This is a genomic window from Corynebacterium sp. Marseille-Q4381, assembly GCF_036881695.1.
Classification (GTDB): Bacteria; Actinomycetota; Actinomycetes; order Mycobacteriales; family Mycobacteriaceae; genus Corynebacterium.
Window position 1 is genome coordinate 102044 of sequence record NZ_JBAJNR010000007.1, and the last position, 22652, is coordinate 124695.

Sequence of the window (22652 nt, forward strand, 5' to 3'; positions counted from 1 at the left end):
CGAAGAACATGAAGGTAGCAATCATCGGCGCCGGCCTAGCCGGGCTCACCTGCGCGTACGAGCTGGGCACCGCCGAGGGCGGCGGCATCGAGGTGGACGTGTACGAAGCCACCGACCGCATCGGCGGCAAACTCTTCACCGTCCCCTTCGAGGCCGGCCCCACCGACATGGGCGCCGAGGCGTTCATGGCGCGCCGGAAAGACGCCGTGGAGCTCTTCCACCAGTTGGGACTAGCCGATGCGCTGGTCGAGCCCTCGGGGCTGGGGTCGCTGGTGTACGTGGACGGCCGCACTGAGCCGCTGCCGCGCGCAGGCATCATGGGTATCCCGTCCACGTCGGAGCCGGTAGCGCACCTCGTGTCCGCCGAAACCGCCGCCCGCATCGACGCCGAGGGCAGCACCGACGGATTCGCGTGGGAGATCGGCGGGGATCAGAACGTGGGCAAGCTGGTGCGCGAGCGCTACGGCGACGAGGTGGTGGACAACGTGGTCACCTCCCTGCTCGGCGGAGTCTACTCGTGCGCGGCGGACGACTTGGGCGTTCGCGCCACCATCCCGCAGCTGGCGGCGGAGTTCGACCGCCTTGCCGCCGCGAGCGACAACGGCACCGTCCACCTGTCCGAGGCGGTGCGCAACCTCGAGGACGCGCGCAAGGAGCTGCCCACCGGCCAAGGCGCGGTGTTCAACGCGTTCCGCGACGGCTACCAGGAGCTCTACGAAACGCTGGCGGAGGAATCTGGCGCCGACATCTATATCGACGCGTTCATCTCCGCCATCACCCGCGAGGGCGAGGGGTTCCGCTTGAAAGGCGGCGAGGACACGGTCTACGACCACGTGGTGTTGGCCACCCCCGCCCCAACAGCGGCGCTGCTGCTCAAGCAGGTCGCACCGGAGGTGGCGGCGACGCTGAAGACGGTGCAGCTCGCGAACTCGGTGGTGGTGGGCATGCGGTTTGCCACTGATGAGGGCCTGCCGGAGAACTCTGGTGTGCTGGTGGCCGCAGGCGCGGACGACGTCGGCGCTAAGGCGTTCACCCTTTCGTCGCGCAAGTGGCCGCACTTGGCAGAGCGCGGCGGTGCGCTGGTGCGCGCCAGCTTCGGCCGCTTCGGCGACGACGTCCCGCTGCGCGCCGACGAGGACGATCTTGTGGATTGGGCGCTGGACGACCTGCAGACGATCACCGGGTTCGACGGCCGCGCTGCCGGCTTGGAAGAGATCTACGTCCAGCGCTGGTTCGGCGGGCTGCCGCGCTTCGACGAGCAGCACCTCGCCACCGTCGCCACCGCCCGCGAGCAGCTCGCCAGCGTCGTCGGCATCTCCGCCACCGGCGCGTGGGCCGGAGGAGTGGGCGTGCCTGCCGTGATCGCAGACGCCCGCGCCGCTGCGCAGGAAATCCTGAAGCAGAGGTGACACGAATGGAACCGCAGGAAAAGGAGTGGTGGGAGGAAGAAGGCCTGCCGTGGAACGGCAAACCCACCAAGGCTGACTACTGGTGCCTCGGCTGGTTCGGGTTCGTGGGGCTCTTTGGCCTCGCCATGATCCCGCTCCGGGCGTGGCTGCTGGGTCTCGATCCGCCGATCATGCTCGCGCTCACGGGTTCACGCCTTGGTGCGGCGTCCACAGGGGCGCTTGCGGCGGTTGGGCAAGCGCCCCACTGGCTGGTCTACCTGCTCATCGGATCGATCGTCGCGATCAAATTCGACTGGATCTACTGGTGGGCGGGCAAGCTGTGGGGCCGCGGCATCTTGGAGGTCCAAGGCGCGAACTCCAAGCGCGCGGCAAAGAATATTGAGCGCGTCGAGCACTGGGCGGTCAAGCTCGGATGGCTGGGCATCTTCCTGGCGTACGTGCCGATCCCGCTGCCCATCGCCTTTGTGGTGTTCGTGCTGATGGGCATGACCGGGATGCCGCTGTGGAAGTTCATGGTGCTGGACTTCGTGTCCAAAACCATCTGGTCGTTCCTCTATTTCGGCCTTGGCTGGTGGATCGGCGAACCCGTGGTCACCGTCCTCGACCAGTACGCCAAGGTAGCGAACTGGATCGCGATCGGCCTGATCGTGGTGGTCTTCTTCGGGATCTTCCGCAAGCAGTCGAAGTCAGCCAACCGCCCCGCTGAGGTGGTCGGCAACGAGATCGAGGCTGGCCACTAGCAAGCAAGGGCTAGTTGTCGCGGTAGACAACCACCGACGACAGATCCTCGTCGCCGTGGCCTGCGCGCTGCTGCGCCTCAAGGGAGCGCAGCGCCGCAGCGACGGCGGGCAGTTCGTGGTCGGCGGAAGCAATCATCAACCGCGCGTCTTTGGCGATGGCGTCGACGGAGAAGTCGCCCGGGTCCGTGGAGCGCTCGCCGCGCACGAACGGCGCCTTCATGTTGACGATGAACTCGAGCCCCGTTGACCCAAGCATCGAAATGACCTCGTCCTCGGTCAGCCCCTGCGACTCGCCCATGTCGAGGGCTTCGCGGAAGCCTTCGATGCTCACGGCAAGCGCCAGGTTGGCCAAGAGCTTGCCCACCGCGGCCTTGGAGGCGCTGTCGACTTCGCGCAGGCGATCCGGGTTGGCGGCTGCCCAGGGGGCGACGGTGGAGGCGACAAGGGAGCGTCGTGAAGCATCTGCTCCTCCCACGTAGACCCCGAGCTTGCCCTCGCGCGCAGGCGGCAGCGAACCGACAACCGGGGTGTGGATGAAGCCGGGCACCGCGGCGGCGAACTCGGCGGCGTCCGTGGGGGAGATGGTGGTGGCGTCCGCCCAGGTCACCCCGTCGGGGATGAGCGCGGGTTCGATGACAACCTCGCGCACCTCCGCCGGGCCGAACAGGGAGGTGATGACCAGCTCGGCGCCGTCCACCGCCTCGGCAGGGGAGTCTGCAGCGCGCGCACCACGCGCAACCAGCGGCTCGGTTTTGGAGTGAGTGCGGTTCCACACCGTGAGATCGTGATCGTCGACAAGCTTGAGCGCCAGCTCGGTGCCCATGCGGCCGAGGCCTAAAAATGCAATGTTCATATGGCCTAGAATAGGCAACCATGACTGCCCAAAAACCGACTTCAGCAAACACGACACGCTCCGCCGAACTGTTCGCTCGCGCGCAGCAGCTCACTCCCGGCGGCGTGAACTCGCCGGTGCGCGCGTTCGGGTCCGTCGGCGGGCAGACGCGGTTTATCGACAGCGCGCACGGTTCCACGCTGATTGACGCGGACGGCAACGCGTACGTCGACCTGGTGTGCTCCTGGGGTCCGATGATTCACGGCAACGCGCACCCGGACATCATCGCCGCGGTGGAAAACGCGCTGAGCAAGGGCTTGAGCTTCGGCGCGCCGACGGAGGCCGAGGTGGAGATCGCCGAGCACCTGGTCAACCGCACCAGCGTGGAAGAGGTCCGCATGGTCAACTCCGGCACGGAGGCCACGATGAGCGCGGTGCGCCTCGCCCGCGGCTTCACCGGACGGCCGAAGGTGATCAAGTTCGACGGCTGCTACCACGGTCACGTGGACGCGCTGCTCGCGTCTGCGGGCTCCGGCTTGGCGACGTTTTCGTTGCCCGATTCCCCCGGCGTCACCGGTGCCCAAGCCGCCGACACCATCGTGGTGCCCTACAACGATATCGACGCCGTCCGGAAGGCTTTCGAGGACAACCCCGACCAGATCGCCTGCGTGATCGCGGAGGCCGCGGCGGGCAACATGGGCACCGTTGCGCCGAAGGATAACTTCAACCAGAAGCTCAAAGACGTCTGCCACGAGCACGGCGCGCTGCTCATCTTGGACGAGGTCATGACTGGCTTCCGCACCTCGTATAAGGGCTGGTACGGCGTCGACGGCGTGGCGGGCGACCTGACCACCTTTGGCAAGGTGATCTCCGGCGGGCTCCCGGCAGCAGCATTCGGCGGGCGCCGTGACATTATGGAGCGCCTCGCGCCGAACGGGCCGGTCTACCAAGCGGGCACGCTCTCCGGTAACCCGGTCGCCATGGCAGCGGGGCTGGCCAGCCTTCGCTTGGCCTCCGAGGACATCTACCCCGTGCTCAACCGCAACGCGGACACCTTGGCTGGTCTGATCTCGACTGCGCTGACGCGCGAGGGGGTTGCGCACAACATCCAGCGCGCCGCGACGATGCTGTCGGTCCGCTTCGCTGAAGGGCAGGGCCACAATTTCGACGACATGAAGGCGGCGCAGACGTGGCGCTACCCGGCGTTCTTCCACGCGTTGCTCGACGCGGGCGTCTACGCCCCGCCGAGCCCGTTTGAGACCTGGTTCGTCTCCACGGCGCTGACGGACGAGGATTTCGGCCGCATCGAAGAGGCCCTTGTGCCGGCGGCGAAGGCGGCAGCGGCCGCGGAGCCGCGCTGATGACGCAAGACGCGCCGCGCACCACCGTGCACCTGGTCCGCCACGGGGAAGTGTTCAACCCGAAGCGGGTGCTCTACGGGCGCATGCCCGACTACCACTTAAGTTCCCGGGGCCAGTCAATGGCGGCGGCCACCGCCCGCTTCTTCGAAGGCTGCGACGTGACCTACCTCGCGGCCAGCCCGCTCGAGCGGGCCCAGGAGACGGCGCAGCCGATCGCGGAACTTACCGGCCTGGCCATTGACACAATCCCGGACGTCATCGAGGCGGCCAACACCTTCGAGGGGCTCCGCACCAAAGGTGTGCGCTCCCAGCTGTGGAACCCGATTCGCTGGCGCCACATGACCAACCCGCTCAAGCCCAGCTGGGGCGAGCCGTACACGGAGATCCTCGCCCGGATGGAGACCGCCATCGAGGCCGCGCGGGTGCACGCCGAGGGCCACGAGGCAGTGCTGGTGAGCCACCAGCTGCCGATTGTCATGGTGCAGCGCCACGTGCAGGGCAAACCTCTCTACCACGCCTCGCGCGAGTGCGACCTGGCCAGCGTGACCTCACTTGTGTTCGACGACGACGTTGTTATTGACTGGTCGTACAACACCCCTGCCGCCCACATTTAGAAAGCCACGCCATGCACTCCAGGTTTGCCGCACCGTTTTTAAGCGCCGCCCTCTGCCTGACCGTCTTCGGCGTGGCGGGCTGCGCGAGCGATACCACCGACGGTGGCGGCACGTTCTCGTTCCACTCGCCGGGTGGGCAGGTGGAGATCTTCTACGACGAGGCTGAGCGCAAACCCCTGGCAGATTTCGGCGGGGAATCGCTCACCGACCCGGGCCAGGAGATCCGCCTGTCGGATTTCGACGGCCAGATCGTGGTGGTCAACGCGTGGGGCCAGTGGTGCGCGCCGTGCCGGGCGGAGGTGGACGACCTGCAGGAGGTCCACGAGACCCTCCAGGCGCACAACCAAGGCACGGTGCTCGGCATCAACGTCCGCGACTTCAACCCCGAGATCTCCCGCGACTTCGTCGCCGACAACGGGGTGACCTACCCGTCGATCTACGACCCGCCGTTCAAGACCGCCGCGTTCCTCGGCGGCGTGCCCAGCTCCGTCATCCCAACCACGGTGATCCTGGACAAGCAGCACCGCCCGGCGGCGGTGTTCCTGCGCGAGATAAGCGCCGACGACATCCTCGAGGTCACCGCCAAGCTGGAAACGGAATAGCGTACGTGGGCGATCTCTTTTCCAACCTTGCCGCCGAGGGCCCGCTGCTGCTCGGCATGCTGGCGGCGATGCTCGCCGGGCTGGTGTCGTTTGCCTCCCCGTGTGTCATCCCGCTGGTGCCCGGCTACCTGTCGTACTTAACCGGCGTCGTCGGCGGCGAGATGGAGTTCGACGACCACGGCCCGCGCGTGACCTCCAAGCAGGCCCGCGTGGCGGGGGCGGCCCTGCTGTTCATCCTCGGGTTTACCGTAGTCTTCCTCCTAGCCACGGTCTCGGTCTTTGGTGCGATCTCGCTGATCCAGCTCAACGCCGACACCCTGATGCGCATCGGCGGGGTGATCACCATCGTGATGGGCGTGGTGTTCATGGGCGCGGTGCCGCTACTCCAGCGCGACACCCGCATGCAGCCGAAGCGCTGGGCCACCATCCTCGGCGCGCCGCTGCTCGGCGGGGTGTTCGCCCTCGGTTGGACGCCCTGCCTCGGGCCCACGCTCGCCGCGATCATCTCCGTGTCCGTCGGCACCGCCGGTGTCACCGCGGCGCGCGGTGTGGTGCTGGTGATCATGTACTGCCTGGGGCTCGGTCTGCCGTTTCTCCTGCTCGCCCTCGGCTCGGCTCGCGCGGTGCGAAGCGTCGATTTCCTGCGCCGCCACTCGCGCCAGATCCAGGTGATCGGCGGCGTGGCCATGATCGTGGTCGGTGTGCTGCTGATCACCGGCGCGTGGAATCATTTCATCGGCTGGGCGCGGCAGCTTACGGTTGGTTTCGGAACGACGGTGATTTGAGGTGACGGCAATGCGCACGGTGTGGCTCTACCTGCGGAAGGCGTGGCACTGGCTGACCAGCATGAGCACCGCGCTGATTCTGTTGTTCCTGCTCGCGCTCGCCGCGATCCCCGGCGCGCTATTGCCGCAGCGCCAGGTGAGCACATCGCTTGTCGACGACTACCTCAACGCCAACCCCACCCTCGGTCCGATTTACGACCGACTTCAGTTCTTCGACGTGTTCTCCTCGACCTGGTTCGTGGCGATTGTCACGCTGTTGATGGTCTCCCTCGTCGGCTGCATCATCCCCCGCTCCGTCGACCACTGGCGCGCCTACCGCGCCACGCCCACGCGCGCCCCGAAGTACTTGGCGCGCATGCCGATGTACAAAAGCGCCACCCTCGACGAGTCGGTGGAGGAGATCGCCGACCGCTCCAAAGGCGCGCTGAAGCGCTGGCACGTCGCGGACTACGCGCCGGGTGAAGACCGCGCGGGCGCGTTCTCCATCTCAGCCGAGCGCGGCTACGCCCGCGAGCTGATGAACCTGATCTTCCACATCGGCTTGGTCGGCATGATCGTCACGTTCGCCGCCGGCCGTATGGTCTTCTACGAAGGCCAGGTCATCGTGGTCACGGATTCCGAATCCGAGTACGCGGTGCCGGTGGAGCGCTCCCGCGAGTTCTGCAACACCAGCCCCGCCAACTTCGACGTCTTCCGCGCCGGGCCGCTGTTCGACGGCACGGGGCTTACCCCCTTCTGCATCGAATCGGAGAACTTCCGCGCGGCGTACCTGAACAACGGCCAAGCCAACGGGTTCTGGTCCGACATCACCTACACGGATGACCTGGCTACCCCGAAGGATCAGTGGCAGCCCTACACCCTTCAGGTGAACAACCCGCTGCGCATCAACGGCGACCGTGTCTACCTCCAGGGCCACGGGTTCGCCCCGCAGGTGACAATCACCTGGCCGAACGGCGAATCCCGCACCCAGATGGTGCAGTTTAGGCCCACCGACGTGCAGACCTTCCTCTCCTCCGGCGTGATGCGCTTTGACCCGCCGGCGGGCATGTACCCGGATTTGAACGACCGCCGCCAGCACCAAATCGCGATCGAGGGCGTCTTCGCCCCCACCGCGTCCTGGGTCGGGCCGAACGCCGACATGCTGCAGTCCGCTTTCCCCGCGATGGAGGACCCGGCGATGGTGGTTGAGGTGTACTCCGGCGACGCCGGGCTCGACACCGGTCGCCCGCAGAACATTTTCGTGCTGGATCAGGCATTGCTTGCCGACGGCCGCCTGCAAAAAGTCGACCGCCTCCAACTCGAGCCGGGCCAGGAGGCCTTGGTGGACGTCGGCGACCCCGCCGGACCGGTGAGTGTGCGCTTCGACGGCGCCGCCGAGTTTGCCAACTACCAAATTTCCCGCGACCCGTTCCAGCCCTGGATCCTCGTCACCACGGTGACCATGCTGCTCGCGCTCGCCGCGTCGCTGACGATTCGCCGCCGCCGCATTTGGGTCAGGCTTTCGCTTGCCGACGCCACGAACCCCTCCTCCGGCACCCTCGTCGAAATCGCGGGGCTATCGCGCACGGACCGCGCGGGTTGGGGTAGCGAGTTCGACGACATCGCCGCGCATGTGCTCGGGCGCGCCGATTCAAAGCTCGTCGGCGACTTGGATGAGCTGGACGAGGACGAACCCGACCTCTTGGAACGCGCTTGACGGGTGCGGTAGTTTAAGCACATGCTCGTGGATTCTTCAATGGCCGCCCTGTCGGACCTGACGTTCCGCACGGCGTTTGTCATCTACATCGCTGCGCTCGTGATGTCGTGCATCTACTACGGCCGGCTGATCAGCGTGATCGACCTGCGCCGTGAGCGCGCCGCGGTCACAACCGCCGTCGCGGTGACGGCCGGCGGCGGCAACCACGAGGTGGTGGTCGAGGAGCCGGTATCCCGCGGCGAGAACTCCATCCCGCCGGGCGAGTACGACCAGCGCGTGGCCAACGCGCGCAAGTGGGCGAACATGACCCAGGCCCTGGTCTGGTTCGGCGTCACCCTGCACATCGTCGCCTTTGTCACCCGCGGTATTGCCACGCAGCGGTTCCCGCTGGGCAACCTGTACGAGTACATCCTGTTCATGACCGCGGTGATCATGGTCGTCGCCGCCACCGTGATCCAGCGCAAGAGCTGGCACTCCCTGTGGCCGTGGCTGCTGTTCCCCATGGTCGTGACCATGTTCTTGAACTCCACCGTGTTCCACCTGAGGGCGGCCCCGGTGGTGCCGGCGCTGCAGTCGTACTGGCTGCCGGTGCACGTCTCCACGGTGTCCGTTGGCGCGTCGATCGGCATCGTCTCCGGCGTCTTCGCTGCGCTGTACCTGCTGCGTATGTGGCAGCCCAAGGGTCAGGAGCAGGGCTTCTTTGGCGCGATCGCCAAGCCGCTGCCAAGCGCGAAGACGCTCGACCGCATCACCTACAAGTCCGCGATTGTTACGCTGCCGCTGTTCGGCATCGGCATCGTTTTCGGTGCGATCTGGGCGGAGGTCGCCTGGGGCCGCCCGTGGAACTGGGACGCGAAGGAAACCGTGTCCATGATTACGTGGGTGCTCTACGCCGCCTACCTCCACGCCCGCGCCACCGCCGGCTGGAAGAACTCGAAGGCCGCGTGGATTAATGTCTTCGCCATGCTGATGACGGTGTTCAACATGACCTACGTCAACTTCGTTTCCGCGTCCCTGCACTCCTACGCGGGCTTGAACTAACTCCCGGTGACAGCAATGAAGGTCCTTATCACCGGCGGGGCCGGCTACATCGGCTCGACCATCACTAGCTGCTGCGCAGACAACGGGATCACCCCGGTGATTCTTGATGATTACTCCACGGGGTTGCGCGTTTTCGCCCGCCGCTTCGACCACTACGAAGGCGACATCGCGGACGCCGCGCTGGTGGATCGCATCTTCGCCGACCACCCGGACATCGACGCCGTGGTGCACTGCGCGGCGAAGATCATCGTCCCGGAAAGCGTGGCCAACCCGCTTGCGTACTACAGCAACAACGTGGCCAAGTCTATCGAGCTGCTGCGCACACTTGAGCGCCACGGCATCACCCGGTTCATCCTGAGCTCCACCGCGTCGATGTACGAGCCCGGTCCCGACTACATGGTGGACGAGCAAAGCTCGATTAACCCGTTGAGCCCCTACGCGGCGTCCAAACGCATGGTGGAGCGGGTGCTCGAGGACACCCAGTCGATCCAGTCGCTGAGCCTGCGCTACTTCAACCCGATCGGCGCGGATCCTTCCATGCGCACCGGGCTGCAGAACCCGCATCCAACCCACGCGCTGGGCAAGATGATTGAGGCGCACCAGCGCCGCGCGCCGTTCACCGTCACGGGCGTGGACTGGCCGACCCGCGACGGCTCTGGCTTGCGCGACTACGTCCATGTCTGGGACCTCGCCCGCGCCCACGTCCGCGCGCTGCAGCTGGACCCGTCCGCGCTGGGTGCTCACACCACGATCAACCTCGGCACCGGCCAGGGCACGACCGTCTTCGAGCTCGCGAAAGCGTTCGGCGAAGCAACGGGCGAACCGCTCGAGGTGACAACAGCGCCGCCGCGCGACGGTGACGTCGTGGGCTGCGCGACGCGCACCGCGCTTGCCGAGGAGATCCTCGGCTGGCGCGCAGAACTCACCGTTGCCGACGGAGTTCGGGACTCGCTCGCGTGGGCTGCGAAGCTCCCGGACGTGTTAGACAAGGAGGGCACAATCCGTGACTAGGCATCTACCCCGGCACAAAGAGGGCAAGCCCGCCAGCGATAACGAGACGCTGATCAAGCTGGGGGAACAGATCGCCACGACGCGCCGCGACAGCGGCCGCCTCCAGCAAGAGGTCGCTGACGCTGCCGGGGTCTCGCGCTCCACGCTGCACACCATCGAACACGGGGGTGCCGGCGTGCGCTGGGAGAAAGTGGTCGCGGTGGCGGACGCGTTGGGGCTTGAGGTGGGGTTTAACGGGGCGTCGTCAAGCTAAAGCCCCTCTTCGCGGCGCCTGCGCCGCTCTTCCTCCTCGCGCCGCTTGCGCTCTTCTTCCTCTTTTGCCCGGCGCTCTTTGAAGCGGTTCTTTTCGATGTTCCAGAGGAACTCCTCGTCATCGTCCGGACCCTTGATTTCCGGCCGCGGTTGCTGCGCGGCGCCGCCGTAGCGCTCGTTTGAGCCGGGGCCGAAGGCGCGCCACATGAGGTACGCGGCGGCAAGGACCAAGATGACAAGCAGAACACGTCCCATGACTACCAACTTTACCCGGCGGGTCGTTAGGGTTAGGAACCGTGACTGACAACGCAACCGCCGCACAACCGCCAGCCGTCGACCCGCAGGCCCGCTCGCGCGCGAACAAGGCCGCTGCCAAGTACGGGCTGTTGCGGCTGTTGCTGTTTATCGTGCTGACGGTGGTTATCCAGCTGCTCGCGGTGCTGATCGGTGCGCCGGTGCCCCTGGTGATGTCGGCGCTGCTCGCGCTGATTGTGGCGTTCCCGCTGTCCATGTTCATCTTCACCAAACAGCGCGTTGAGGCCACCCAGGCCATCGCGCAGTGGAAAGGGCAGCGCGCCGCGCGCAAGGAGTGGATCGCCTCGGAGCTCGCCGAGCGCTAGCGTTCTACCCGCGTTCTACCCGCCGAAGATGAACGCGATGAGCAGCATCGCGGGCAGCGAGAGGAACGTGGTGAGGAAGACCGTGTCGCGCGCCACCGTCTGCCCGACCTGGTAGGTGGCGGTGTAGTTGTACACGTTCTGCGCGGTCGGCAGCGCGGCGAGAATCACCGCGGCGTAGAGCAGGTCCCCGCTCAAACCCATCGCCGCGCCCACACCTGCTGCGACGGCGGGCATGCCGACGAGCTTCAGCGCGGTCGCGGTCATCGTGGGTGCGCGCTCGTCTTGGAGGACGCGATCGCCCTTGAGAGAGGCGCCGAAACTCATCAGAATCAGCGGGATAGAGGCCCCGCCGAGGATTTCCAGCGGCGCCATGACCGGCTCGGGCACGGTCCACCCCGCATACGAGATGACAAACCCGATCACCGCCGCAACCACCATCGGCGCGGTGAGCCCCGCAACGATCGCCTTGCGCGTGTCGGCCCTGCCGGATCCGCCGTAGTTCAGCCCGGTGATGATGATCGGGGTGAGGATCGCCACCTGCAGCACCAGCGCCGGCACAACATACGTCGGATCGCCGATGACGTAGGTGGCAATCGGCAGCCCGATGTTGACAGAGTTGTAGTAGCTTGCCGACGCCGCGCCCGCCATCGTCTCCGCCACACTCCGCTTAAACAGCGCCGCACTGATCACCCAGTAGAGCACCATGGTGCTTACCGACGCCACCGCAATCACCAACACCACCGGCGACAAAAACGCGCTGGTATCCGACGTGGCAACGGAAGAGAAGATTAACGACGGGGTGGCCACATAAAAAGCGATCTGATTCAGCATCAGCCGGTTGTTGCTTCGGATGATGCCTTTCTGCGCCAAAAAGAAACCGGCCCCGATCACCGCAAAGATGATGGAAAAGCCGGTTAGTACGTCGAGCATTTTTTAAAGCTTAAAACATCGGCGCGACCGATTGCTCAACTGCATCGTCGCCAGGGAACTCGTCGCCAGGGAACTGGTCGTCGATGTACATCGACCAGCCAAAGTCAGATTCACCGACGTACGGCACTGGCTGGCCCCAGAAGGTGGACCCGAACCAGGACAGGGCGAGAGCGGTCATGACCGCCCAAATCAGCATTGCCCACCCGTTCATACCGAGCACTGGGATGAGGTCCGTGCCGGTGGCGCCGCGACGAACCGTGAGGATGGCGGCGATGGCGAACGGGAGTGCCGCGAACGCGAGGAGCGCCGGGGTGAACGTGATGGCGAGCAGGATCGTGGCAGCAAACGGCACCAGCGTGAGCGCGGTGAATAGCGCGCGTGCGCTTTGGTCGCCGATCCGCACGGCCAGGGTGTGCTTGCCCGCGGCCTCATCAGTCTCGATGTCGCGGATGTTGTTCGCCAGGTTCACCGCCGCGGAGATGCAACCAATGGCGATCGCGCACCCGAACCCTTGGCCGGAGACGAACCCGGACTGAACGAACTCGGTTCCCATCACGGCGACGAGGCCGAAGAAGACGAACACCGCCAGCTCGCCGAACCCCGCGTAACCGTACGGGCGTGGCCCGCCGGTGTAGAACCACGCGGCGGCGATGCACAGCGCGCCGACAAGAATCAGCCACCACGACGACGTCGCAGCGAGGATAAAGCCGAGCACCCCAGCCACGCCAAACGCGATGAACGCGGCGAGCTTGACATCCTCGGGGCGCGCGATACCGGATGCTGTCAGCCGCGTCGGGCCGGTGCGCTTGTTGTCGGTGCCGCGCACCCCGTCGGAGTAGTCGTTGGCGTAGTTCACGCCGATGATGAGCGCGAGGGCGACACCCAGCGCGAGTAGCGCCTTACCCAGGTGCGCGCTGCCCCAGTAGGCGGCGGCGCCAGTGCCGGCGATGACAGGGGCGATGGCGTTTGGCCAGGTGTGCGGGCGGGCGGCTTCCCACCACGCGCGCCACGCAATATCGGCGCGCTCAGATTTCGGGGTGTCAGCGTTCGGGTGCATGGCACCCATCATGCCTGCATTGCGGTTGGACGGCTAGCGATCGCGGGTGGCCGTTTCCTCAGGCGTGCCACTAATGCGTGCTGTCTGTCGTGTCTTTATAGCGTGCGAACAAAGGGGCGGCGTTGTTTGTAACGGTAGCGCGTCGGTTGATGGTACTGGCGAGCGGCGACTTGGGTTGCAGTGTGGGTGGTAAGGGTCGTGGCGTACTTCGGATTCAGTGTCTGATTTTTCGAGTGGAGCGTCTCGGTCCTCACACCCCGTGATTGTCACATGAATTACACGCATGTGCTTTGCGGCTTTGGGTCACTGGAGGTGAATGTCTGGTGAACATTGAGCCGGTGTCTGCACCGACCGCGGATTTGCCGGGGGGCGGATCTTGGATGGCGGATATACCGCTTTTTGACCGCATATCCGCCATCCTTCATCCGCCCCCCTGGATGAGGTGCGGTCCACTTTGGTCGCCGTGAAGGGCTAGAGAGCCTGAAGATACCCCTCTTGGAATGGCGCATTCATCGAACCGGATGTCAATAGAAAGGCTTTCGGATCCGTAGCTTCGCTTATCTGTGCTGCCATTGGTTCGAGTGCCGCTACCAGCTGGGCTAGTTGAAGATGCGCGATGCGCCGACCACGGGCCTGGGGATGCCGGGGAACCCCGATCCAGTGCAACCCCGCAGATCTGCACGCGGCTCGTTCATGCTTCCGGTCCAACCCCTGAATCTGGAGCAGATCAGCTGTGATAACTGCCTTGGCGTCGAGCGATGCAGCGATGCTGAATAGCTCGACATCGCTGATCCCAGTTGGGTAGTCGCGGCCCGGTTTCAGGAAAGTGTGTCGTGATTTGGCCAGCCGTTGTAGAGGATCAATTGTGTTCCCCGGAAAGTTCTCATCAATGAGGAATCTCACGCAGACCACTCTTTAACCGCTGACTCGAAGTCGAGCGCGTGGTTGATGGCGTCTTGATCTAGCGAGGGGTACGCATCCTTAAGTTCGTCCACATCCATAGCCTCGTCACCACTGCAAAGATCTATGACTAAGTCGAACGGAACCCGAGTTCCTGCAAGCACAGGAGTCCCATGCATTTTCTGGGGATCAATTTCAATTCCCTCGTGCGGCTGCAGAAGGGGAGGCACAATCCTGTTCTTCCAGTTCGGGAACTCTCCGTAGATATCTTCGAAGGTGTAAAGCTCCCACTGGCCCGGGTTGGAAACCAAATCCAGCCAGCCCTCGTCTGTCCACAGTTTCACGGACTCACCGTCGGTAGCGAATCTGTACGTGGAGAGATGCTCGTTGAAATCCTGGTCGTGCAAGGTGGCCAGAGCGGCGCGGATCCTCTGAAGCGACACTTTCGAACGCAATCTGGCGATGGTCCGTAGAGCCACGACATCGCGAAACGAATATCGTCTTGGGCGGGAAGAGATTTCGGGTCGCAACACGCCGCTCTTCGCCCATCCGTCTAATTGGGAACGGGTGGCACCACTGAGGAATGACGCGAGTTTGGAGTCATAGGACACTGTGGACCTCCTTCTTCGCAGCTTCGGGCATCAGGGTTTTGGTGAAGTTTAGCCAGAAAACGATGCTATTGGCTGGTCGAACCTGCACATTTCCGTGGACAATTGGACCGAAACGCATTATCGATAGGAAAGTGATTACAGCTGGGCTTAGATGAACCATGAAACCCGCGGTCATATCACTGATCCTCTGGTTAACATCGCTGTATGCAGCTGCCTAAGGGGAGGACCATCGATGTGCGCGATCTTTCGTCACTCGCGCCCGCATTTAAGAAGGGTGATTCGAAGTGTGGTGTCTATCGCCTTCACTTCGAAAACGGAGAGGCGTACCCGGGTAAGTCCAAGAATGTCGTGAGTAGATTCGCGAGCCACCGGCGGCGCTGGCCGGACATCGTCGCCGTTGACTTCTTCCCGTTACCGGAAGACCAAATCACCGCAGCGGAGCAGTTCCTAATCACCGAGACTGAAGCTCAGTATTCAGTGCGAAACGTCATGCTAACCAATCGACCACGGGGAAATGACACCGCGGAGATCGTGACTCTACAAGGTTCAACCGTCGCATTGCCGTGGGAGCGTGAGCGAGCCAAAGGCGCCACTCAGTCCTACGCGGACGAGGTATACGCTAAGCTCGCTCAGCTTCTTAGGCATCCCGTATTCCCAGAGATCCGGGCGCTTCTTGGGTGGTACATCGCCAACACCATGCCTGACCCGGCAGCGACCGCCGGCCAGTTGTGGACGGTGACATGCATGCCGTCCACAAACCGCACTCCAAGGGAGCACCGCCTGCTCACTCTGTCGTGCGGAAACCTGGAGACGTTGTTCATTGTTGCAAGCAAGTCGGTGGATTACGCAAACGACCCGAACGCATTCGTAGCGGTACGGATCAATACCTCGCCCCTGGATGACCCGAAGCGGTATGAAAGTCAAGATGGTTTTTGGAGGGTCTACGGCAACGTCTCATACCGCGGGGAGCGGGTGTCCAGCTTCGAGTTCAGCCTCGGCGTGATACTCGCCATTATCGATGGCCACATCACTTTCCCAAATCTCGATCGGATGCTTGAGGAGGCATACACGCTCAACACCCGCCTCATGCGCCGGGGCTCCACGATGTACTCGCGCTTCCACAATGCGAAACTTGCGGACCTACTCCTAGCTGAAGCGGTGACTTGGGAGGAGTAGCCGCTCGAAACTCCTCGAAAAGGGTGAAGATGAACGAACAACAGTTGGACCAACTGCGGAATTTTTACGACAGCACGGATGTCTCTGACCTCATGGCGGAAGCAGAGCGTGTGGACTTGGGTGATCTGACAGATTCTGAAGCCATGGTTTCCTATACGGTCAGCATGCCTCGAGGGGTGCTTGACGCGGCACGTGAAATCGCCGCTGCCCGAGGAGTTTCCACTGCCGACGTCCTGCGCCGTTTAATTGACGAAGGCGTCACTCGGCATACTACTGGCGAAGCCTCTGTTCCCATCAGCAAGCTGATGAGGCTTATCGACGAGGCGCGGGGAGCCTAGCCCGCCCGTCTGAGCGGCGCGGGTGCAAAGGGCGGGTCTCACCCGACGGGTCGGATCAGAACGGATTTGGTTCACTCGAGGTGAATGTGTGTTGAACAGTTGGAGAGTCCCTTTCCGTCGAAGGATAAGCACTCAGGATGCATCGCTACGACGCAAGTGGGATCGACGGGATATCTACGTTGGTTACATCGGAAAACATCTACTGAGCCGTCTGACCGATTAGCCGCGTAGAAGAACCGTCCCACATGTTTGGCTTAGCCTGTTTCCATGAGCCTCGGTGATCGTGAATCAGCCCCATCCCACGTAGAAAACCAACTAGCGTCCATCTCCATCGGCAGGCGCGTGCGTGGTCTCGTACCCAACCAGGTGGTGGAGATAACCGCAGTGGCACCAATGGGCCCGTCCATGGTGCAGGTCGCGTTCCGGGGCCAAGACGGAATCATTCGGGAACAGGTGCTCGAGAAGGACATCGATATCGAGATCGTGATGGAAGACGAGCCCGCGTACACCTTCGACGGCAATCCCGATACGTTCAAACTTGCGTCAGAGGCGATGCGCATTAAGTACGCTGCCCTCTACGACCCACTGGCTGCGGTGAATTCATCTGATGTGGATCCGCTGCCGCACCAGATCCGCGCGGTATACGAAGAGCTGCTCCCGCGCGTTCCGCTTCGCTTCTTGCTTGCCGACGACCCAGGGGCGGGCAAGACGATCATGGCCGGCCTATACATCAAAGAACTGACGTTGCGTTCTGCATGTGACCGGGCGATCATCGTCGCGCCGGGTGGCTTGGTCGAACAGTGGCGGGAGGAGCTGGAGGAGAAGTTCGGCCTGCACTTTGAGATTTTCCACCGCGCCATGATCGAGGCCAGCGCGGGCGGCAACGCATTTGCGGACCATCCATATCTGATCGTCAGGATGGACCAGGTCGCAAGAAACGAAGATCTATTCAACGACCTGGGTGCCGTAACCTGGGATGTCGCGGTTGTGGACGAGGCGCACCGAATGTCCGCGCATCACAGGTCATGGGCGGGGGAAGTGGATAAAACAGCCAGGTTTGAGCTGGGCAGGTTGCTATCTCAGACGGCCCAACATTTCCTCCTGATGACAGCAACACCGCACGCAGGCAAGGATGAAGATTTTCAGCTATTCATGTCGCTGCTTGATCCGGACAGGTTCGAGGGCGAGTACCGCCCGGGTGCGCACCGCACGGACACCGACGGACTCATGCGCAGGATGGTGAAGGAGGACCTGCTCACGTTTGAAGGCAAGCCGCTGTTCCCAGAGCGGCGCGCCTACACCGTGACGTACGACCTGAGCCCAGCGGAGCGGAACTTGTATGAGCAAGTGACCACGTACGTGCGTGAAGAGATGGGTCGAGCGGAAAGGATGTTGGATAAGAAGCGCGGCAACACAATTGGCTTTGCTCTGACAGTCCTGCAGCGCCGCTTAGCATCCAGCCCCGAAGCTATCCTCCGATCGCTGGAACGCCGCCGGGCACGTCTACAGAACCGGCTCGAGGAGATCGAAAATCTCAGCGTTGCGGAGCGGAAGGCGCTGCGAATGATCGAGGCGGTTTCAACTGTAGGCGCCGATAAACAATCGAAGTGGGATGACCCTGATGAGCTCAGCATCGGTGAATTCGAGGAGCTCGAACGAGAGATCGACGACGTCGTAGACCTCGCTACCGCGGCGCAAACGGTGCCGGAGCTACAGGCGGAGATTGCCACGCTGGACGAACTGGTGCGGGTGGCTATGAACGTTCGCAGCCGAGAAGAGGACACGAAATGGGTACAACTGCGCACGATCCTCGATAAGGAGGTGCTGGGCAAATCTACCGACGACATAGCACGCAAGATCATCATATTCACGGAGCACCGGGATACGTTGAACTACCTGGAACGACAGATTGCCACCCAGCTGGGCAGAGACGACGCGGTAATAACCATCCATGGTGGCACGGGGCGTGAGGAGCGTAAGCGAGCGCAGGAAAGCTTCACGAACGATCCCAGCGCCATGGTGCTCCTGGCCACCGACGCCGCGGGTGAAGGCCTCAACCTGCAGCGCGCTCACCTCATGGTGAATTACGACTTGCCGTGGAATCCAAACCGCATTGAGCAGCGTTTCGGCCGCATCCACCGAATTGGTCAGCGCGAGGTGTGCCATCTGTGGAACCTCGTAGCGGCTGACACTCGCGAAGGCGACGTGTTTACCAGGCTGCTCACCAAGATTGATGCAATGTCGACCGCCTACAACGGCAACCTTTTCAACGTACTGGGTGAGGGTGACGCGTTCGAGCAAAGGTCTTTGCGCGATTTGTTGCTAGATGCAATCCGCTACGGAGACCAGCCGGAGGTAAAGAAGAAACTCGACCAGATCATCGACTCATCCGTCTCCCAGGGTCTCGACGAATTAATGCAGAACCACGGCCTCGAGCGAAGCATCCAATCGCAGCTGGACATCGAGGAGCTACGTCGCCAAATGGAGGAAGCCAAGGAACGCCGCCTGCAGCCGGGCTTCATTGCCGCGTTTTTCATTCCCGCCTTCGAGCGCCTAGGCGGACGCATCAAAGACCGCCGCGATGGCACGTACGAGATCCGGCACGTACCAAGCTCGCTAATTCACGCCGCGCGGGCCATCAACCCCTGGAACCCGGTAACGCAACGCTATGAGCGCGTCACGTTTGACCTCGACAGGGTATCGCTCGAAGGAGGCACAAAACCCACGTTGTTGGCGCCGGGCCATCCGCTCCTCGGTGTCGTGATCGAAGAAACTATAAAGCGCGACCACGCCGATCTGACCAGGGGAACGGTTCTTGTAGACCGCCGCGATGCCCCAATCGCCGGAACCACCCTCATCTTCATCGTGGAACAGCGGATCGTTACTGGGAACGACACCAGTGTCTCGCACCATTTCGATTACGTTCTACTCGAACAAGACGGCTCGATGACACTAACGAAGACTCCGCCGTTCCTTGATTTCGACGCTCCAACCGATGAGGAGTTGTCGCAAGTACAGCAACTGTTTAAGGAAGGCTTCGTTCCCGCCCACCATGAGAACACCATCAAATCCTTTGCCCTGAGAGAAGGCGCGGTACCTCGCAAGCGGGAGGTCGCAGTGCGGAGGGATGCAGAGCTCGGCCACACTCGGAGCGAGGTGGAAGAACGGCTGAAAACTGAGATCAACCACTGGGCGACCGAAATGCTCCGTTTGCAGGAGGAGGAGCGAGCAGGTAGGTTTAGCAGGCTCACTGCGCGTAGAGCGGAAGAGAAAGTCGCCGACCTCCAAGACCGTTTGGACCGGCGACTCGTTGAAATCGATGCATCTCGACAGCTCGCTATCCGCCCCGCCATTGTGGTTGGAGCCGCCCTGGTGGTGCCGGCTTCGCTAGTGGCACCGCCCGAGAAAGTGCCAGATACGTTTGTGTTGAATACGGAGGAGACAGAGCGCCGAGCAGTAGACGCGGTCATCGCTGCAGAGCGCGCTCTAGGCAGGCTCCCGGAGGAACAAGACCACTACAATCCGGGTTTTGACATCCGCTCATATGACGATAGAGGAATTGGCTTCTTCATTGAGGTCAAGGGCCGCGTAGAAGGCGCGGACACGTTTACAATCACCTCGATGGAGGTCAACACAGCGAACACACAAAAGGCACAGCATCGCTTGGCGCTGGTGCGAGTGTCCCCGCTTGGACCGGATCACGACGAGGTCCGCTACGTGGACAACGCTTTCTCGCACATTCAGCTGTCTGCCACCACCCAGTCCATGAACGAAAAATGGCGTGATTATTGGTCGCGCGGATCGGCGCCACACTAAAAAGCAACGGGATAAGCTCACTGAGGTTATCAATGTAGAACCTGGCATGGCTGCTGGTAGCTTCCGCCGGCAGAACCGAATCTCTGTCCTCCTTGTACAGTTACCCGCATGGCCGATCCCGTGAAGAAAAAGCTCATCGAAGTCTCCCTCCCATTGGAGAAAATCAACGCAGAAGCGTCGCGGGAGAAATCGATCCGCCACGGGCACCCATCCACGTTGCACCTCTACTGGGCTCGCCGCCCGCTCGCCGCCGCTCGCGCAGTGCTCTTTGCGCAGCTTGTCGACGACCCTTCGGCCCACCCCGAAAAATTCCCCACCATTGAGGAGCAGGACGCGGAGCGTGACCGCCTACACAAGCTCATCGAGGAGTTGGTGGTGTGGGAGAACTCCAACGACGAACGGCTGCTCGAACAGGCCCGCAAGGAGATCCGCGACAGCAATGGCGGTGAGCTCCCCGCCGTCCTCGACCCGTTCGCCGGCGGCGGTGCCATCCCGCTCGAGGCACAACGACTTGGTCTCGAGGCCCACGCCAGCGACCTCAACCCGCTCGCAGTGCTGATCAACAAAGCCCTCATCGAAATCCCTCCGAAGTTCAAGGACATGCCCCCGGTCTTCCCTGGCGCAGCGGAAACTCGCACAGAGTGGAAGGGCGCCGAGGGCCTTGCAGAAGACGTGCGCCTTTACGGCGAGTGGATGCGCGACGAGGCCGAAAAGCGCATCGGCCACCTCTACCCAAAGGTGAAGGCCCCGGGCGGCACGGAACACACCGTCATCGCCTGGATCTGGGCGCGCACCGTCCGCAACCCGAACCCGGCAAACCCGATCGAGGTTCCGCTCGTCCGTTCCTGGTGGCTGAGCAAGAAGAAGGGCAAGGAAGCCTGGGTCGAGGCGAAGGTCGTCGACGGTGAGGTCCGCTACGAGGTCCGCCACGATGCGAATGGGCCGACGGGAGATGCAGACGGGACAGTGAAGCGTACCGGGGCAGTGTCGATTGCTGACGGCACTCCCATCGATTTCAAGTACATCCGCGAAGAAGGCCGCGCGGGTCGCATCGGGACTCATCTGATTGCGATCGTTGGCCAAGATAAACGGGGGCGCATCTATGCCTCCCCTAACAAGCTGCATATTGAGACAGCAGCTATCGATCGACCGCGCGAGCTCCCTGTTGGGCAGATCTTCGACTGGCCAGGACGTATCAACGTTTACAGGTACGGCATGACCGAGTTCAGTGACCTGTTTTCGAATAGACAGTTGGTGGCAATGAACGAGCTGACGGCACTGGTGGCGGAAGTGCGAAGCTTGGTTGAAAGCCACTGCACCACCCAAGGTCGAAATACCTATCCTGAAGCGGTGGCAACTTACCTTTCGTTTGCAGTGAGTCGCCAAAGTGATCGACTTTCAACCTTGGCCAGCTGGCAGAATGGCCCAGAGAAGATCCGAAATGTGTTTGGGCGTCAAGCCATGCCTATGGTTTGGGATTTCGCTGAAGCAAATATTTTTTCCCAATCTTCAGGGGGCTTCCACGGCAATATTGGCTGGGTTGAGGAAGTCATACAGCGAGTGCCAACGAGTCCGCCCGGATTTGCCGCGCAAGCAGATGCGGGGACGCGAAGCTACAGTAACGCGGTAATTTCGACTGATCCTCCGTACTACGACAATATCGGTTATTCCGATCTATCCGATTATTTTTACGTTTGGCTCCGCCAGTCACTCGAATCCTTCTATCCAGACTTGACTGCAACGATCCTCACCCCGAAGGAAAGAGAGCTTGTTGCGAACCCCCACCGATTGGGTGGTAGAGCAGCAGCAGAGGAATTCTTCATCGACGGTTTTAATACCGTATTTGAAAGGATTAGACGGGGTGCCGAGGTCACGATACCCATGACCGTTTACTACGCCTATAAGCAACAAGATACGCGCGATACGGGAACTTCCTCGACGGGCTGGCATACGTTGCTTGACGGTCTAATGAACACTGGCTGGGAGATCACTGCTACGTGGCCCATGCGGAGCGAGCGAGGAGGCCGGATGATTAGCGTGGGCACTAACGCCCTAGCATCTTCCATCGTCCTCGCGTGCCGGCCGCGACCCGAGGGCGCGCCTTCGACTACGCGCCGCGAGTTCACCCGGGCGTTGAAAAAAGAACTTCCAGAAGCACTCCGCACGATGCTGCAGGGATCGATCGCGCCGGTGGACTTGGCGCAGGCGGCTATCGGGCCGGGCATCGCGATTTACTCCCGCTACTCGCGGGTGCGCGATGCCGACGGCACAGACATGGGCGTGCGGGAGGCGCTCATTCTGATCAACCAGGTGCTGGATGAGGTGCTGGGGGAGCAAGAGTCGGACTTCGATCCGGAGACACGATTCGCAAGCCGGTGGTTCCGCTCGTATGGGTGGAACAAGGAGAGCTCGGGACTCGCTGACCAGCTCGCGCGGTCCTCGGATACGTCGCTGGGTGCGCTCGAGCGTGGGGGGATCCTGCAAACAGGCGGCGGCAAGGCGCGCTTGCTCCCTCCGGAGGAGATGTCGGGGGAGTGGAACGCGCTCGCTGACGACGCGTTGAGCATCTGGGAAGCTACGGTGCGACTGGCCGGAGTGTTGCAGAGCGACGGTGCGGATGGTGCCGCGCGGATGCTTGTCGGGGTGCAGCAGCGGGTGCAGCTCGACGCGGTGAAGGACTTGGGCTTCCTCCTTTTTCACGAGGCAGAGAAGCGTAGCGACAGTAGGACTGCTGGGTACTTCAACGCGCTGGTCACCTCATGGCCCGACATTGTTGCGATGGCGAACGATATGGCAGCCCAGGGTCCGGAGGCGGTGCAGGGTACGTTCGATCTCTAAGGCTGGCCCGTCGCCGATGTGAT

Annotated in this window: 21 protein-coding genes; 15 read left to right on the plus strand and 6 right to left on the minus strand. The window is 62.7% G+C overall.

What is annotated here, in order from left to right:
- The first annotated feature begins 8 nt into the window (after positions 1-8).
- Together V6D40_RS07590 and V6D40_RS07595 are read left to right on the plus strand one after the other, a co-directional pair.
- A complete protein-coding gene (locus V6D40_RS07590; protein ID WP_334289754.1) occupies positions 9-1409 on the plus strand; it encodes a protoporphyrinogen oxidase in 1401 nt (466 codons plus the stop codon).
- A gap of 5 nt (positions 1410-1414) precedes the next feature.
- Positions 1415-2149, plus strand: a complete 735-nt coding sequence (locus tag V6D40_RS07595; RefSeq protein WP_334289755.1) for a DedA family protein — start codon at positions 1415-1417, stop codon at positions 2147-2149.
- Positions 2150-2159: 10 nt separating this feature from the next.
- Here the strand turns inward: V6D40_RS07595 and V6D40_RS07600 are convergent, their stop codons facing one another.
- Positions 2160-3002 (minus strand): NAD(P)-dependent oxidoreductase, encoded by an 843-nt coding sequence (locus V6D40_RS07600; protein ID WP_334289756.1) that lies wholly within the window; start codon positions 3000-3002, stop codon positions 2160-2162.
- Positions 3003-3022: 20 nt separating this feature from the next.
- On the opposite strand from V6D40_RS07600, the gene hemL reads away from it, so the two are divergent.
- Genes hemL through V6D40_RS07640 form a run of 8 tightly spaced genes read left to right on the plus strand, consistent with a single transcriptional unit; the run spans position 3023 to position 10344 of the window.
- Complete coding sequence (hemL, locus tag V6D40_RS07605) at positions 3023-4342, plus strand: glutamate-1-semialdehyde 2,1-aminomutase (protein WP_334289757.1); 1320 nt, start codon at positions 3023-3025, stop codon at positions 4340-4342.
- A complete protein-coding gene (locus V6D40_RS07610; protein ID WP_334289758.1) occupies positions 4342-4956 on the plus strand; it encodes a histidine phosphatase family protein in 615 nt (204 codons plus the stop codon). The genes hemL and V6D40_RS07610 overlap by 1 nt, the downstream gene beginning before the upstream one ends.
- A gap of 11 nt (positions 4957-4967) precedes the next feature.
- Positions 4968-5558: a TlpA family protein disulfide reductase gene (locus V6D40_RS07615; RefSeq protein WP_334289759.1), complete on the plus strand. Its 591-nt coding sequence runs from the start codon at positions 4968-4970 to the stop codon at positions 5556-5558.
- A gap of 56 nt (positions 5559-5614) precedes the next feature.
- Positions 5615-6343, plus strand: a complete 729-nt coding sequence (locus V6D40_RS07620; protein ID WP_334289804.1) for a cytochrome c biogenesis CcdA family protein — start codon at positions 5615-5617, stop codon at positions 6341-6343.
- A 10-nt stretch (positions 6344-6353) separates the two neighbouring features.
- Positions 6354-8039, plus strand: a complete 1686-nt coding sequence (locus V6D40_RS07625) for a cytochrome c biogenesis protein ResB (RefSeq protein ID WP_334289805.1) — start codon at positions 6354-6356, stop codon at positions 8037-8039.
- 21 nt (positions 8040-8060) lie between these two features.
- Positions 8061-9080, plus strand: a complete 1020-nt coding sequence (gene ccsB / locus V6D40_RS07630; RefSeq protein ID WP_334289760.1) for a c-type cytochrome biogenesis protein CcsB — start codon at positions 8061-8063, stop codon at positions 9078-9080.
- Positions 9081-9095: 15 nt separating this feature from the next.
- A complete protein-coding gene (gene galE / locus V6D40_RS07635) occupies positions 9096-10091 on the plus strand; it encodes a UDP-glucose 4-epimerase GalE (RefSeq protein WP_334289806.1) in 996 nt (331 codons plus the stop codon).
- Positions 10084-10344 (plus strand): helix-turn-helix domain-containing protein, encoded by a 261-nt coding sequence (locus V6D40_RS07640; RefSeq protein ID WP_334289761.1) that lies wholly within the window; start codon positions 10084-10086, stop codon positions 10342-10344. Before galE ends, V6D40_RS07640 begins: the two co-directional genes overlap by 8 nt.
- On the opposite strand, the gene V6D40_RS07645 is transcribed toward V6D40_RS07640, so the two are convergent.
- Positions 10341-10598: a hypothetical protein gene (locus tag V6D40_RS07645; RefSeq protein ID WP_334289762.1), complete on the minus strand. Its 258-nt coding sequence runs from the start codon at positions 10596-10598 to the stop codon at positions 10341-10343. The two genes, V6D40_RS07640 and V6D40_RS07645, sit on opposite strands and share 4 nt — an antisense overlap.
- Positions 10599-10639: 41 nt before the next feature.
- Here V6D40_RS07645 and V6D40_RS07650 point away from each other — a divergent pair, with 41 nt between their 5' ends.
- Positions 10640-10963, plus strand: a complete 324-nt coding sequence (locus tag V6D40_RS07650; RefSeq protein WP_334289763.1) for a DUF4229 domain-containing protein — start codon at positions 10640-10642, stop codon at positions 10961-10963.
- Between the two features lie 15 nt (positions 10964-10978).
- On the opposite strand, the gene V6D40_RS07655 is transcribed toward V6D40_RS07650, so the two are convergent.
- The 4 genes from V6D40_RS07655 to V6D40_RS07670 form a co-directional block, all read right to left on the minus strand.
- On the minus strand, positions 10979-11893 hold the full coding sequence (locus V6D40_RS07655) for an AEC family transporter (RefSeq protein WP_334289764.1): 915 nt from the start codon (positions 11891-11893) through the stop codon (positions 10979-10981).
- Between the two features lie 10 nt (positions 11894-11903).
- Complete coding sequence (locus tag V6D40_RS07660; protein ID WP_334289765.1) at positions 11904-12950, minus strand: 1,4-dihydroxy-2-naphthoate polyprenyltransferase; 1047 nt, start codon at positions 12948-12950, stop codon at positions 11904-11906.
- A gap of 471 nt (positions 12951-13421) precedes the next feature.
- Positions 13422-13853 (minus strand): hypothetical protein, encoded by a 432-nt coding sequence (locus V6D40_RS07665; protein WP_334289766.1) that lies wholly within the window; start codon positions 13851-13853, stop codon positions 13422-13424.
- Positions 13850-14461, minus strand: coding sequence for a DUF433 domain-containing protein (locus V6D40_RS07670; RefSeq protein ID WP_334289767.1), 612 nt, complete (start codon positions 14459-14461; stop codon positions 13850-13852). Before V6D40_RS07670 ends, V6D40_RS07665 begins: the two co-directional genes overlap by 4 nt.
- Positions 14462-14665: 204 nt before the next feature.
- Here V6D40_RS07670 and V6D40_RS07675 point away from each other — a divergent pair, with 204 nt between their 5' ends.
- The 4 genes from V6D40_RS07675 (at position 14666) to V6D40_RS07690 (ending at position 22629) form a co-directional block, all read left to right on the plus strand.
- A complete protein-coding gene (locus V6D40_RS07675) occupies positions 14666-15637 on the plus strand; it encodes a GIY-YIG nuclease family protein (protein WP_334289768.1) in 972 nt (323 codons plus the stop codon).
- Between the two features lie 29 nt (positions 15638-15666).
- Positions 15667-15975 (plus strand): hypothetical protein, encoded by a 309-nt coding sequence (locus V6D40_RS07680; protein WP_334289769.1) that lies wholly within the window; start codon positions 15667-15669, stop codon positions 15973-15975.
- Positions 15976-16242: 267 nt separating this feature from the next.
- Positions 16243-19791, plus strand: a complete 3549-nt coding sequence (locus V6D40_RS07685; protein ID WP_334289770.1) for a helicase-related protein — start codon at positions 16243-16245, stop codon at positions 19789-19791.
- Positions 19792-19899: 108 nt separating this feature from the next.
- Positions 19900-22629, plus strand: a complete 2730-nt coding sequence (locus V6D40_RS07690; protein WP_334289771.1) for a DUF1156 domain-containing protein — start codon at positions 19900-19902, stop codon at positions 22627-22629.
- Positions 22630-22652 lie beyond the last annotated feature (23 nt).

What these genes read in the sequence shown, in the direction of transcription:
- V6D40_RS07655 (WP_334289764.1), bottom strand. Translation starts at nt 11,893, where the DNA reads ATGCTCGACGTACTAACCGGCTTTTCCATCATCTTTGCGGTGATCGGG.
- V6D40_RS07660 (WP_334289765.1), bottom strand. Translation starts at nt 12,950, where the DNA reads ATGCACCCGAACGCTGACACCCCGAAATCTGAGCGCGCCGATATTGCG.
- ccsB (WP_334289760.1), top strand. Translation starts at nt 8,061, where the DNA reads ATGCTCGTGGATTCTTCAATGGCCGCCCTGTCGGACCTGACGTTCCGC.
- V6D40_RS07685 (WP_334289770.1), top strand. Translation starts at nt 16,243, where the DNA reads ATGAGCCTCGGTGATCGTGAATCAGCCCCATCCCACGTAGAAAACCAA.
- galE (WP_334289806.1), top strand. Translation starts at nt 9,096, where the DNA reads ATGAAGGTCCTTATCACCGGCGGGGCCGGCTACATCGGCTCGACCATC.
- V6D40_RS07675 (WP_334289768.1), top strand. Translation starts at nt 14,666, where the DNA reads ATGCAGCTGCCTAAGGGGAGGACCATCGATGTGCGCGATCTTTCGTCA.
- V6D40_RS07610 (WP_334289758.1), top strand. Translation starts at nt 4,342, where the DNA reads ATGACGCAAGACGCGCCGCGCACCACCGTGCACCTGGTCCGCCACGGG.
- V6D40_RS07620 (WP_334289804.1), top strand. Translation starts at nt 5,615, where the DNA reads ATGCTGGCGGCGATGCTCGCCGGGCTGGTGTCGTTTGCCTCCCCGTGT.
- V6D40_RS07625 (WP_334289805.1), top strand. Translation starts at nt 6,354, where the DNA reads ATGCGCACGGTGTGGCTCTACCTGCGGAAGGCGTGGCACTGGCTGACC.
- V6D40_RS07615 (WP_334289759.1), top strand. Translation starts at nt 4,968, where the DNA reads ATGCACTCCAGGTTTGCCGCACCGTTTTTAAGCGCCGCCCTCTGCCTG.
- V6D40_RS07645 (WP_334289762.1), bottom strand. Translation starts at nt 10,598, where the DNA reads ATGGGACGTGTTCTGCTTGTCATCTTGGTCCTTGCCGCCGCGTACCTC.
- V6D40_RS07590 (WP_334289754.1), top strand. Translation starts at nt 9, where the DNA reads ATGAAGGTAGCAATCATCGGCGCCGGCCTAGCCGGGCTCACCTGCGCG.
- hemL (WP_334289757.1), top strand. Translation starts at nt 3,023, where the DNA reads ATGACTGCCCAAAAACCGACTTCAGCAAACACGACACGCTCCGCCGAA.
- V6D40_RS07600 (WP_334289756.1), bottom strand. Translation starts at nt 3,002, where the DNA reads ATGAACATTGCATTTTTAGGCCTCGGCCGCATGGGCACCGAGCTGGCG.
- V6D40_RS07595 (WP_334289755.1), top strand. Translation starts at nt 1,415, where the DNA reads ATGGAACCGCAGGAAAAGGAGTGGTGGGAGGAAGAAGGCCTGCCGTGG.
- V6D40_RS07690 (WP_334289771.1), top strand. Translation starts at nt 19,900, where the DNA reads ATGGCCGATCCCGTGAAGAAAAAGCTCATCGAAGTCTCCCTCCCATTG.
- V6D40_RS07680 (WP_334289769.1), top strand. Translation starts at nt 15,667, where the DNA reads ATGAACGAACAACAGTTGGACCAACTGCGGAATTTTTACGACAGCACG.